General features: G+C 35.0%; 12 protein-coding genes. 4 read left to right on the top strand and 8 right to left on the bottom strand.

What is annotated here, in order from left to right; translation table 11 throughout:
* Nucleotides 1-90: 90 nt before the first annotated feature.
* Both HDE70_RS00280 and HDE70_RS00275 read right to left on the bottom strand, forming a co-directional pair.
* Nucleotides 91-705, bottom strand: a complete 615-nt coding sequence (locus HDE70_RS00280) for an RNA polymerase sigma factor (RefSeq protein WP_183887350.1) — start codon at nt 703-705, stop codon at nt 91-93.
* Nucleotides 706-979: 274 nt separating this feature from the next.
* Entirely contained in the window at nt 980-1,471 is a 492-nt protein-coding gene (locus HDE70_RS00275; RefSeq protein WP_183887348.1) for a GNAT family N-acetyltransferase, read from the bottom strand.
* 115 nt (nt 1,472-1,586) lie between these two features.
* On the opposite strand from HDE70_RS00275, the gene HDE70_RS00270 reads away from it, so the two are divergent.
* A complete protein-coding gene (locus HDE70_RS00270; protein WP_183867408.1) occupies nt 1,587-2,177 on the top strand; it encodes a hypothetical protein in 591 nt (196 codons plus the stop codon).
* Nucleotides 2,178-2,191: 14 nt separating this feature from the next.
* On the opposite strand, the gene HDE70_RS00265 is transcribed toward HDE70_RS00270, so the two are convergent.
* Nucleotides 2,192-3,514, bottom strand: coding sequence for an HlyD family efflux transporter periplasmic adaptor subunit (locus HDE70_RS00265; RefSeq protein ID WP_183887346.1), 1,323 nt, complete (start codon nt 3,512-3,514; stop codon nt 2,192-2,194).
* Nucleotides 3,515-3,525: 11 nt separating this feature from the next.
* The gene (locus HDE70_RS00260; protein ID WP_183887344.1) at nt 3,526-5,781 is read right to left on the bottom strand and encodes a peptidase domain-containing ABC transporter; all 2,256 of its coding nucleotides are present in this window, start codon (nt 5,779-5,781) and stop codon (nt 3,526-3,528) included.
* Between the two features lie 120 nt (nt 5,782-5,901).
* On the opposite strand from HDE70_RS00260, the gene HDE70_RS00255 reads away from it, so the two are divergent.
* The 3 genes from HDE70_RS00255 to HDE70_RS00245 are packed head-to-tail and all read left to right on the top strand — an operon-like array spanning nt 5,902 to nt 9,296.
* The gene (locus HDE70_RS00255; RefSeq protein ID WP_183887342.1) at nt 5,902-6,573 is read left to right on the top strand and encodes a hypothetical protein; all 672 of its coding nucleotides are present in this window, start codon (nt 5,902-5,904) and stop codon (nt 6,571-6,573) included.
* The gene (locus tag HDE70_RS00250) at nt 6,560-7,699 is read left to right on the top strand and encodes a hypothetical protein (protein WP_183887340.1); all 1,140 of its coding nucleotides are present in this window, start codon (nt 6,560-6,562) and stop codon (nt 7,697-7,699) included. Before HDE70_RS00255 ends, HDE70_RS00250 begins: the two co-directional genes overlap by 14 nt.
* A gap of 28 nt (nt 7,700-7,727) precedes the next feature.
* Complete coding sequence (locus tag HDE70_RS00245; protein WP_183887338.1) at nt 7,728-9,296, top strand: hypothetical protein; 1,569 nt, start codon at nt 7,728-7,730, stop codon at nt 9,294-9,296.
* On the opposite strand, the gene HDE70_RS00240 is transcribed toward HDE70_RS00245, so the two are convergent.
* The 4 genes from HDE70_RS00240 to HDE70_RS00225 form a co-directional block, all read right to left on the bottom strand.
* The gene (locus HDE70_RS00240) at nt 9,297-10,073 is read right to left on the bottom strand and encodes a DUF3050 domain-containing protein (protein ID WP_183887336.1); all 777 of its coding nucleotides are present in this window, start codon (nt 10,071-10,073) and stop codon (nt 9,297-9,299) included.
* Nucleotides 10,074-10,195: 122 nt separating this feature from the next.
* Nucleotides 10,196-11,164 (bottom strand): NAD(P)H-quinone oxidoreductase, encoded by a 969-nt coding sequence (locus HDE70_RS00235; protein ID WP_183887334.1) that lies wholly within the window; start codon nt 11,162-11,164, stop codon nt 10,196-10,198.
* A complete protein-coding gene (locus HDE70_RS00230) occupies nt 11,152-11,913 on the bottom strand; it encodes an AcvB/VirJ family lysyl-phosphatidylglycerol hydrolase (protein ID WP_183887332.1) in 762 nt (253 codons plus the stop codon). The genes HDE70_RS00235 and HDE70_RS00230 overlap by 13 nt, the downstream gene beginning before the upstream one ends.
* A gap of 121 nt (nt 11,914-12,034) precedes the next feature.
* On the bottom strand, nt 12,035-13,237 hold the full coding sequence (locus HDE70_RS00225; protein WP_183867404.1) for a DUF763 domain-containing protein: 1,203 nt from the start codon (nt 13,235-13,237) through the stop codon (nt 12,035-12,037).
* Nucleotides 13,238-13,239 lie beyond the last annotated feature (2 nt).

Below are 13,239 nucleotides of genomic sequence, written 5' to 3'. Positions count from 1 at the left end.
CATTATTGTTTAATTTAAATAAAACAAACATAAATAAAAAAGCAATTATTAATACTGAACAATAGAATAAACGTTTCTAAGAATTTAACATTATAAATCAAACACCAGTGGCACGGTAAAATATTTTCTCAATGTCAGGATAGAAATCCTTATCCTGGTCTTAACTGTACCAATTGGAATATTAAGAATCTTTGCAGTTTCAGCATGTGAATAGCCCTGAAAATAAACCAAATCCAACACTTCTTTCTGAAAAGGGTTTAATGTGGTGGTCAATTGTCCGATTCCTATGACATCAGGATTGTAATAACAGACGTTATTCATTTCTACCAGATCCATAATTTCCTCTATTTTTATATTTCTGGCACTGTTAGCCGATCCGCGTGCCTTTATCTGGTCAAGGGCTTTATTTCTTGCAATCCTTGCCATCCAGGTAAATAATCTGCCTTTAGTTTCATCGTACTGATCAATTCTGGATGCCACTTTTGTAAAGGTTTCCTGTAAAACATCTTCTGCTGTTTCTCTGGATTTCACAATCTTTATGATAATGGATAACAATGCCGATGAATACTGCTGATACAAGAAAGAGAATGCTCTTATATCCATTAATTTCAGACCTTTGATCAATTCCTTTTCCTGGCTACTTGCAATACTAATTACAGACAGGGGATTTGTCTTTATAGGGAAGACTACAATGAGTAGAAGCATAGCTTGTGATTAAGTACCTGTTTAAATAATTGCGTATTTTATTACACTATTAATTAAATAATCCACAAGTGTGCCATTTAATACAGCTATTTGTATTCCTTAAAATGAACAGCCTGATTTTAGCCATCTTCCTTTAACTCAAACAGGGTTTTAAAGATACTGACATGCGTAATTCACGCTGTAAATATTAAACCTTGTTCAATTTATTCATTAACCTCATAAACAAACAATGGAAACAACAACTAATCAATTGACTAAAATAAGGTCAGCAGATTTAACGGGAACCTATCGTGTATAACATCCAGATGGAACAGGAATAATGGCCTGTATTACCAATTGGCTTATCTAATAGTTTGAAGCCCAGTTTCTCATAAGCTGAAACCGCAGCAGAGAGTTCCGGCATTGATTCGAGGTAAATATTCTTATATCCTAATTCTTCTGCCAGTGCAATACATTTCTGCATTAATATTTTACCTAATCCTTTGCCTCTGTGTGCTGAGCCCAGATACATTTTCACCAGTTCAACAGTATCTTCAGGAAGTCCGTTTGAAGGATACAATCCTACTCCACCTAAAATTTCATTTCCCTGTTCAACAACATAATATTTACTGCCTGACACACGAAAAGATTCATACAAGTGATTTGTACTCTCATCAAAATAAGCGGTTCCCGGAATATTCAGACCAAATTCTTCCAGACTTGTTTTTAGAATTACTGCCATTGCAGCATTATCCTTCGGCTGAATTTCTCTTATTGTTATATTCATAATGCCCAATCTAGCTAAACTGTTCAAAAAATAAAAGCCATTCTTCAAAACATATAGTCAGCAGTACTTGTTATAGTTGATCAGAATAAAAAGTTAAATTATATATTAATAATTAATGAGATATATCTTTATTATCGTCCTTTTATTCTCTTCGCAAAAAATATTCTCTCAGTCAGCTACTTATAAATTAATAAATAAGGAGAATGGTACTTCGAGCAATATATCAGTCAGGAGAACAGACGATCAGGTGGAAGTAAACGTCCTTGCTAACTGGAACAATAAGGCTGGAACTTATGGTCAATTTACAGGGACAGGAACATTGACAGATAATAAAACCACCATCAAGTCAGAGAAAAAATCACTGCTCTGCAAAGTATCTCTTACGTTTCTAAAAGATTCATTGGAAGCGAGTTTCCAGGATTGCGATAATTATCAACTCACAGATCGTTTCAATGGCATTTATGCCAAGATTGCGGATAACGTAACCGGAGAATACATTGTTTCCGCTGATATTTGCTATTTCTACAGCAAACCCGACGATAAATCAAGAAAGAAAGGTTTTGCAAATACGCCTGAGGTAATTAATATTGAAGAGCTTTTTGAAGGGGACTGGGGTTTTGCAACACTAATGTCTAATGGAAAACAACTTTTTGGGTATGTCAAACTATCAGACCTGAAGTTTAAGAGGACTTATTTGTATGATTAAGGGAGATCCTTAAATTATTTTTTCATGATGTATTTTAAATTATCAAATAATCGTTGTACTAGTCTCCTATCATTAGTAATAATTTCTGCATTACCTTTAGCTTCTGCTCTAAAAGCTAACTTAGCTCCGTAATTTGTGATTAATTGATTTGGGAAATTAACCAGTACCTGATAAGTATCAATATCAGCTTTACTGGATTTTAGAGTGCTGGTAATTAGAGAAATGGAATTAACCGTCCCAGTTATTGATCCATATTCCAAATATGGGTAATTATCTAATTTTACGATTACTTCCTGACCTTCTTTTACTTTGCCGGAGCCCTGAGCAGGTAAAATCACTTGCCCCAAAATTTTATCTTCTTTAGGTACAACAGTAAAAACCTCTTCTCCTAATTGCACAAACTGATTTTCAGTATAAAATTTTAAAAACTGAACTCTTCCATCAAAAGGAGCCCTGAAAACATATTTTAATTCCCAATTTTTTATATTATCAATCAGCACGTTATAAGTCGCAGTTACTTCAAGTCTGATCTCTTTTTCCTTTTCGGGTTTATTAATACCTAATTCCTGCAATTTACTCAGAGTTTGCTGGATCTGTTGTTTCGTATTGATTAGATTATTTAAACTATTCTGATAAGCATCCTTAGCCGAAATATAATTAAGATGAGATTTATCCAACTCCGACTCACTGATCACCTTCCTTACCAATAGACCAGAATCACGCACATAAAATTTACGAATATAATTAAGCGTATTTTGCCCCATTTCTAGCCGTTGCTTTATAACCTCATATGATTTTTTTTGTTCAAGCAATATCTCATTTAATCCTTGTTCTTGCTTTCCAAATAGATTATCCTGATCGTAATTTATAAGTTTTTGTAAGGCACTTATAAAAGAATAGTATTTATCATTAAGTTCGCCTAGAGAAACATTCTCAGGTAATTTCCCCTTAAGCTGTGTAATCGTCTTATTATTCGGATTAGAAAGGCTTATTATGCTGTCAATATAATTTACAACAACAGGATTTGTTGAATTTTCAACATAGGCAATGATTTCACCGGTTTTAACCGTTCCCATAGATCTAATCTTAGTGAAGTGGAGCTTTCCATTACTATTTGAAATGAGTTTTACAGGAGCTGAATTAGCATTGATTATAATCTGTCCATTTACAACATCTGGATAACGTACAAGCCATCCGAAAGACAGCATAAGTACAAAAATAAAAAACACGATCATACTCACCCAAAAACCGAATCGCGTTGGCATGCGATCAATAATATGCTGAACCTCTTCATTTCTTTCAGTCTGTAATGCAATATTTAATTTAGTATTTTCCAATTTGATATTTATTAAATTACAGTTAATCCTGGCACTGTTTGATTTTCAATCACATTTGTTAAATCTAATTGTGACTGAACTAACTGATAATACCGCTTTTTATTTTCCATTAAACTCTTATGATTTCCCATTTCAACTATTCCCCCGTTCTGCATTACGATGATCTGGTCGGCTTTTCTGATCGTACTTAATCTGTGTGCGACAACTATTACAGTCTTATCTTTAAATACATCATCAAGAGCAGCTGTTATCTTCTGTTCATTTATAGTATCCAAAGAGTTAGTCGCTTCATCAAAAAACAGATAATCAGGATTTTTATAGAGTGCTCTCGCAATTAGAATCCGTTGTTTCTGCCCACCACTTAAACCTCTTCCTTGTTCACCCATTACAGTTTGATATCCAAGAGGTAACTGTTCTATTTCTTGAGCGATATTAGCCGTATTCAGGGCCTTTTTTAGTTTTTCATAGTCTACCTTTGTATCATCAAGAACAATATTGTTTAAAATGGTATCATTAAAGATCTTTCCATCCTGCATTACTGCTCCGCACTTATCCCGCCACTGACGCAAACTAATATTATTGATATTCATACTACCAATCATTATTTCCCCATGACTTGGTTTATATAATCTTAGTAGTAACTTCAGGAGTGTTGATTTTCCACTACCACTATCTCCAACAATAGCCGTTACTCTTCCTTCCGGTATAATAATCCTGATGTTTTGTAACACAAACTTACCATTAGGTGTATATTGAAAGGCTACATTATTAATAATCAAGCTTTTATTTTCTGGAAGTTCAATATTATTACTACCCACATTATCGTGTTCATCATCCAGCTGGTGAATTTCATTTAAGCGTAAAAAGCTAATTTTAGCAAATTGAAAAGAGATAATAAACTGAATAAACTGGACTACTGGCGCGTTAAGCATACCAATAATAAATTGTATTGAAATCATTACTCCAAAGGTTATTTCTCCATTGATAACTGCCTTTGCACAGTAGAAAGTAATGAATAAGTTTTTCAAACTATCAATAAACTGAGCACCAAGATTTTGAGTATTAGTTATACTTAATACTTTGAGATTGACCTTATACAATCTGGCTTGTATATCCTCCCATTTCCATCGTTTTTGCTTTTCGTAATTATTAATCTTAATATCCTGTATATTACTGATTGTTTCGACCCAATAGCTTTGATTTCTAGAGACCAATTCAAAATATTCCCAATCTAGTTTCTTTCTGATTTTTAAAAATGCCATTACCCATGCCACGTATAAAGCACTACCACCTAAGAAAATGTAAAAGATAACTGGATTATAAATAAACATGATCACACCAAATACGATGAACGTAAACACTGAAAACACCATGTTTAATGAATTATTCATGATGAAACTTCTGATTCGTTCATGATCCTGTGCACGCTGCAAGATGTCACCTGCCATTTTATTTTCAAAAAATGTTATAGGCAAGCGCATTAATTTAATAAGATAATCGGAAATCAAGGCTATGTTAACTCTGGAAGTAATATGTAATAATATCCAGTCACGAACCATATTACTTAACAAGACACTTACAATAATGGCGATATTTGCCGCAAGTACAATATTTATAAAATCTATATCATGCGTTTGAATACCGACATCTATAACAGCTTTACTAATGAAAGGAAGCAAAGCCTGTAAAACAGTTACAATTAACATAACTATAAAAAGATTTACAAAGCTCTTTTTATAAGGTTTAAAATAACCAAAAAAATTCTCAAAGGTTTTTCTTCTTTCTATACGTTCTTCCCCCTGCCGTTCATAGAAATCTGCTTGTGGCTCTATAGCCATCAGAACACCTATATCGTGATTTTCTTTAATCCATTTAAGTTTGAATTCTTCAACTGTATAACGAACACGACCTTTAGCTGGATCTGCTATATTTAAATACCCTTTTAATTTTCCATCTTTTTCTTTTTTTACTTTGGCATCATAAACAACAATAAAATGGCTATTATTCCAATGGATAATTACTGGCATTGGAACCTTTAACAATAGGTCAGTCATTGTCATTTTTAAAGAAAGTGTACGCAAACCGATAGATTCTGCTGCATGACTAATATCCAAAAAAGAGACACCTTCTTTTGTTATCCCACATTTATCACGTAAGTATTGCAGTGAATAAAATTTACCATAATATTTTGCTATCATCTTTAAACAGGCCGGTCCACAATCCATGATATCCAATTGCCTCTCTAAGGGAAATAATTTAAAGTTCATTAAAAATTGATATGAATTTATTTTTTTACAATTTTAACTAATTTAACTGTGTTTTTTTATAATTTTGATAGCATAAAAGTTAAAAAAAATAAACTAACTATAAAGACACAATTTCATCTTATGAAGAAAGTAATTAACCTTCTCGTTATCCTAATAATATGTGTTTTCCACAACTGTAAGGCACAAGAATCTTATATAAAGTGTGATAAAAAAACATTATCAATTAAAAATTTTGTAGTAGATTCTATGTTTAGTTTTAACAATAGATATGTAAAATATACGGCTATTAAATCCATCAAAGAGAGTAAGTTCCCTTTAGAAATAAGAGTATATTCAACTTGGATTTCCTCAGATATAATAGATTTAATGATTCTTCAGGCAACTGCTGACAGTGCCTACATCACCTATAAGAAAATACGGATAGCTGGTAAAACCGGTATACCAAAGTATGAAATCGTTCAAAGGAAAAACAATTACACCGTAAATACTGCGACCATAAAACAAAAGAGTAGTAAGAATAATTACTGCGATTTTTACTCTCAATTAATTTCGAATAACTTCTTTGGAGTAAAAGGAAGCTCTTTAAATGAAAAATTTCTAAAAGACCCAAATAAAAATCTTTACGATTCACATGCAAACTATGAATTTGAGATTAAGGTAAATGAAAAATTCAGGAATTTAGAATATCATTCTGATGGAAACCTCATTGATCCCGATCAACAAAGAGGTAAAGCTATGGCCACTTTAATAAAAATTTTATCTAAAACACTAGAACTAAATGAGAATAATTAAAACTTTAGACAATCTTCTGTATAATTTTAAGCCTCTATCTAATATTGAGATGGAGAGTGTAATTGGTGGTGATGATTTTATAGATAAATTATTTGCTCAAGTATTTGATTTTACTAATCCAAATCTTAGCGCAAATACAATTTCTGTTTTTAAAAAAGAAGTTAGCGATTTAGCATCTACAGCCGTTGGTTATCAAATGCTCGAAGCACTTTACAACGCACAAAGTGACAAAATATTTATCACTGGTGATATGCCTACTGATCCAAAAGCTCTTGCTCAATATGTAAAAACCTCATCATCAGTAAGTAAAATTTATTTAGGTCAACTTGACACCAACACTACAGACCCGTATTCTAGTGCATCTTTAAATTTTGGAATAATATCACATGAGCTATTCCATGCTTATTTAGGTTCTGTTTTATTTTCAGGAACTGCTACAAGAGCTTCCGAACAATATAGAAATAATCTGAGAAGTGAAATTGATGCATCTATGTTCGCTTTTATGGCTACGGTTGAGTATGATATTGTACATAACTTATCTTATAATGACGATAATTCACATATAAGAACAGGGATAAGTGTTACTTTAGGAGATCCACAAACAGAAAGTGAGAAAGCTTTCAAAAATGCATGGGATGATATTTTTTTTAATGGCAATTTCAACATTGATAATTATAATGTGTTGGAGAAGAATTTCGCTACTGGCTCCACTTATAAATTGGCAACAGGAAAAAATGACGACCCCATTAAATCTTTGAATGACACATTTACCTATTTCCCATTTATGAATAAATATGGATTTATAAAGGAGACTAAACTTTTTAAAGCGATGATGGATGATACTTTACTACATCCAAGAGATATAATAAAATCAAATCCTGCTATCAGAAATGTTTCCTCGCCACTCGATAACCTTCCATCAAATGATGATGGCAGTAATGGTGGTAATTCTGGCGGTGGTGGTTCTGAAGGTTATTATCCACAGGATGGAACTGGTAACGTTTTTCGCTGGCCCGGTAGCGGTGGTGGCTCTGGAAGTCAAAATGGGAATGGTGGGATAAGTGGTAAAACAGGAAGACCTTGGACATACGAAGATTTATACCCAGGATATTCACGTTCTGAATAACACACCTAATGAGCTCAAATAGTTATCAATGGATAAAGAATCTCTATTAAAAATAATAAACTCTGATTTTCCCGGGAACACGGGTATTCTATTAACCGGAAGCCAGCATAATAATCAAACATTTACTATTACATCTGATATAGATGTAATAGTAATTGAACCTTTGTTCAGCAATGTTACTTCTCGAGGTTTTATAACCGATGATAATTTCGTTATTGATATAATAATCTTCCCTTTATTTAACATTGATGAAATATTAGACAATGAATGCTTTGATAGTAGAGGTTCCTTATTATCAATGCTTGCAAAAGCAAAAATATTAAACGACCCTCTGGATATTCTGCCAACAATCATTCTAAAGGCTAACAAATTATTCGGAAATCTTCGGGGGAAAACGCCTTTAGTAATAGAACAGAAGCTCAAAGAACTTTTAAGAATAAGAAAACATCTGGATTCTCAGTTATCCGATTATCAAAAAATGTTCCTAACGTCTGATCTCATATCCCATGTTAGTACTTTAGAGGCGATAAGATCTACGAATTGGGATCCTACAAGACGACATAAAGCCGACATATTAGTTTCAAATAATCAGTTGCTTACAAAACAATTATATGGTATTTTCACTAGTACGGTATTTGGCATACAGAATAATGATATAATTGAATTTATAGATAATTATTACAAAACTTATTTAATTGATTTCAACGAAGACATTCTAAAACACAGCTTAGTCTGTTTAGATCTCGATTTAGGAACAATTAATCCTGTCATATTCTACACCAGTATCCTTCCAGAGATTATAAGAATTGAAGGTGATAAATTTTTATATTCTTATTTTTCTATAAAAAAATATCAGAAAAAATATAAAAATAATATTACTTTATGCTTTGATCTGGACACCAGAGATAATGTTATAGCTTTACTACAACGCTTATTGAAGCTAATTAATGGAGAATATCATATTAGGTTTAATTATGAACTATTTCTGGAGAAGAGAAACAATAATAGCATTAAACACAACTTAAGTATACTATTATCACAAAATATTGTCAATGCTTTTACTCGTAATAAACAGCTAGAGAAACCTTATTATATTCATATTTTCTATTTTATATGTGGTTTTATCTCAAATCATTTTGGTCTTTCAATTAAAGATTCCATCAAAATACATGAAGCAATTTCCCAAAAATGGGTGACAAACAAAAAAGAACAAGAGGAAAACAATGAGACTAAAGACCTCTTGGTGCTTCAAAAAAAGAAAAACATATTTGGTAATAATTTCTACAAAGAACATCAACAGATTATTGACCTGCTAATAACTCAGGGAGCACTCGCTTCTGAAAAATCAGACTATAAAAATAATCCATTTGAATTAGAAAAAGTCCTCGTTTTTATAAAAGATCAGTATTTTGAAGAAAAAGAATCAGAGGATCAGTTACTGTTGAAAATTATAATTGAAAAACTAGAATTTAATAGTCCCAAAAATGCCTTTTTATACAATTCTTATATTGATATCATTTTACAAATGATTCCATTTACTGATGAAGAAAAATGGCTTGTAAATACAGCTATGAAAGCACACTTTATTCAATATTAATTATCTAGCCCCTGTTATCTCGTTATAAACACCGTTCCATAGGTTGATACGCTGCTGTAAGGAAGCTACTGTAACCTCTTCTGCGGCTTTCCACGCTGCTTCATCATCTCCGCAAAGCTCAGCAGTCATTTCCAGTGCCAAATGACTATGGTGATCCCCATCCACCTCAATATGTCTGTCCAGATAATATTTGATCAGGGATAACTGATCAGGGAATTTCTTATTTAAATCGCCTACAATAGAGATAAACATATGTGGAATCAGATCTTCTCTGCCAAAAGTAAAAGCGGCAGATTGCAAATGAGATTTTCCACTATCAATAACCTTGAAAGTAAAGTCCACAAACTGACGGGCTTCCTGCGGTACTCCTGCTGCTTCATAAGCAGTAGCCAGTGATCCTGTTTCTTTTAAATTCTCTACAAATTTATGGATCGCTGTAATGTCAGCACCACATTGTGCCATCGCTTCCAGGTACATTTCATAATGGCTCTTACGGATACCCGCTCCATCTACATCTGATTCTTCACCAGCAACGATTTCATTGATCAGATATCTTGTGTTTGCATTTCCGACAGGAAACCATGGCGTAGTCGTACAGGTTAAACCGATTTGCAAAGATTTAAGCAATGACATAAAGTCCCATACCGCATAAACATGGTATTGCATAAAAACTTTTAAGTCATCCAGATTATTGATTACTGAATAAACTTTATGGTTGATAATCTCTTGTCTTAAAGGTTCTATTACCTGCTGTATTCTTGCGATATGATGATTCATTGCTGTTTTTTATGATGATCCAGTCACAAATGTAATTAGTAATTGATATGTTTTTACACCTACCAATTGTTTTTTTTCAGACCCTATATAATAAATTACTTTTCACAGAGGATAACTACCGGTTATTCTATTTTTAATACGATTTTGCCAATATGTGCACTGCTTTCCATTAATTGCTGTGCATCCCCGGCCTCTGCCAGTAGAAACACTTTATAAATGACTGGTTTTATTTTTCCTGCTGCAATCAGCGGCCAGATCGTTTGCTCAATTTCCTCTGCCAACATTGCTTTATAGTCGTTTGTTCTGGGCTTAAGCATGCTTCCGGTAAGCATTATCCGTTTACTCATCATCTGCAAAATATCGATCTCTGATTTCGCCCCATTCATCGCATTAATGAAAGTAATCCGTCCATCAGGGTTCAGAATATCCATATTTTTCAAAGTATTGTCCCCTCCTGTCATATCCAGGATCACATCAATCCCAATAGGCTTAAGCAGAGATACAAAGTCTTCTGTTTTATAGTTCACAGCTATAGTTGCCCCAAGGTCTTCACAAAACTGGCACTTCTCTACTGTACCAGCAGTTGCATAAGCTTTTCCACCCATAGCCACAATCATTTGTATCGCGGTTACCCCTATTCCACTGGTTCCGCCATGTATCAGAAAGTTTTCACCGGCTTTAAAAGCAGCATCTTTAAATACATTAGACCAGATTGTAAAAATGGTTTCAGGTAAAGTTGCAGCCTCTTCAAAAGACAGACCATCTGGCACAGGAAGACATAATCGTTCATCTACAGCTCTGTACTGGGCATATCCTCCGCCAGCAATCAGTGCACAAACACGATCACCAGTTTTCCAGCGCTTCACCTGTGGGCCGATAGCTTCCACCACACCCGATATTTCCAGTCCGGGAATTTCCCTGGCTGTGTCTGTTCCATAGGGATTGCTCTTTCTGGACATGATATCGCTCCGGTTTAACCCCGCAGCATGTATTTTAATCAAAACCTCGTTTCCCTGGGGTACAGGGTTAGCTACTTGTTCTAATTTAAGGACTTCAGGCCCACCTTTTTCTGTAATTACTATAGCATCCATAATCCGTGTTCTCTAAAAAATTGATTTCTTCTCAATCCGCGTAATGCTTTAAAAATTTCCTGATGAGAGGAAACATCGTAATGATGATCACCCGGTAAGATCTTTAAGGTAAAATTCTTCTTCTGTAATTTCTCCATCGGCTTTGGATCTTCCTTCTCTCCGTAAAAACAAAAAATCGGGACGTTTACAGCTTCAATTTCAGGTTGAACCTTATATTGCCTGTCATCTCCTGCTAAATTCAGCAGATCAGATGTATGTACCTTAAAATCTGACGTAAAATAAGGAGACATCAGCTCCAATGCGACAACTTTGTTTTTCATCGCCTCTGGTAAGCGGTTATAAATGAAAGGGACAACGTCTGCGCCAAAAGAATAACCTGCCAGATAAATTACCCTGGTATTGTAGAGCGTGGAATATTTGTAAATTAATAAGGCGATATCATCTGCCGTTTGCTGCGGTGTTTTACCGTCCCAGAAATAGCTTCTGGAATTAAAGCCAATAGTATGAAATCCTTTTTGTGCAAAACCTGTAGCCAACTGGTCTTCAAAGTCCAGCCAGCCCCCGTCTCCGGAGAACAGAAGGAGTAATCTTTTGGATGATGGAATAGCACTTGAATAGTTAATTACCGGGAGATTAAAATCGTCAGTTTCAACCCCATGGTGATTTGTTGCCCTGGTTTTTACCAGGATTCCGCATCCGGAAAAAAGAAAAATGTAAAGAAGGCATAAACCTCGTTGCCAGTAACTCATTGTAGCTTCAAAAATAATATAGATTCAGTTTATACGACGCATTTATGACAACAAACGTCAATTATAGTTTAACGGTTTTTCAAAATTAAACCGGACTCGCTTAAATATAGAGAAATAATGTCTAAAACAGGTCTAATTGGCCCCCTTCAGGCGGTTTTGCATCGCCAAAAATCGTTTTCCCTCCATATTTCCAGGAGTTATTCCGTTCTCTTTCCAGAAGTTCTTCAAAATTATCATTTGGAATAAAATCTTTCTCTGCCTGTCTTGACAATTCACCCAGCTTTTGAATGGCCTGCAATTTATCAGATTCTCCGATTTTAGCCTTGTTGACCGCCTTTGTTAAAATACTGATGGTCTCGTCATAGACTTTCAGTGGTACTGGAAAAGGATGTCCGTCTTTACCTCCATGTGCGAAAGAAAAACGGGCAGGATCTTTAAAACGGGAAGGTGTACCATAAATTACCTCACTCACTAAAGCCATAGACTGTAAAGTTCTTGGCCCCATTCCTTCCAGTAACAGTAATTCTTCAAAATCGGCAGGCTGTCTTTCATGGGTCAGCCATAACATTGCCCCCAGACGCTTCAAATCTACATCTTTGGCTTTTACCTCGTGGTGGTTTGGTAAAACCAGCTGTTGTATTTCAGCAATCATCCGCGAAGGATGCTCTGTAGTCATAGACAGCATGGATAAACGCGCAGGCTGAGCTGCCTGAGTAACCATGTTCATAATTGTTCCCTGGTTAACCCCGCAAATTGCCGTGTGCGGATCATCAACGAAAGACTTCATTTCTGCCGAATGCCAGTGGTAACGGCGGGCGGTAGAACTTCCGTCCTGCATCCCTTGCTGAACAACTGTCCACAAACCGTCCGTATTGACAATAAAGCTATGCATGTACAATTGAAAACCGTCCTGTATAGCTGTATTATCTACTTTCGCACTCAGTTTACTGCAACGCACCAGGTCTGTTCCATTAAGTCCGTTGCGCTCACTGTAGTGCAGAAGTTCCTGCGGGGTTTGACGGGAAGATTTACCCTTTCCTCCGCAGATATATATTCCCAGTTCTTTGGAAAGCGGGTTAATTGCACTTTTCAAAGCGCCCATGACCGAGGTCGTAATCCCTGAAGAATGCCAGTCCATTCCCATTACCGCGCCCAGGCTTTGAAACCAAAACGGGTCACTTAACCTGCGCAATACTTCGGCAGTACCATATTCTGTAATAATAGCTTCCGTAATAGCCAGTCCAAGACGTGACATCCGCAGAGAAAGCCATTTCGGAATATGGCCATAGTGAAGCGGTAAATCTGCTGTCCCTGACCTTTTCATCT

The organism is Pedobacter cryoconitis, assembly GCF_014200595.1.
Taxonomy (GTDB): Bacteria; Bacteroidota; Bacteroidia; order Sphingobacteriales; family Sphingobacteriaceae; genus Pedobacter; species Pedobacter cryoconitis_C.
Note: the sequence above shows the minus strand (reverse complement) of the source record. Positions and strands in the feature narration are given on the sequence as shown.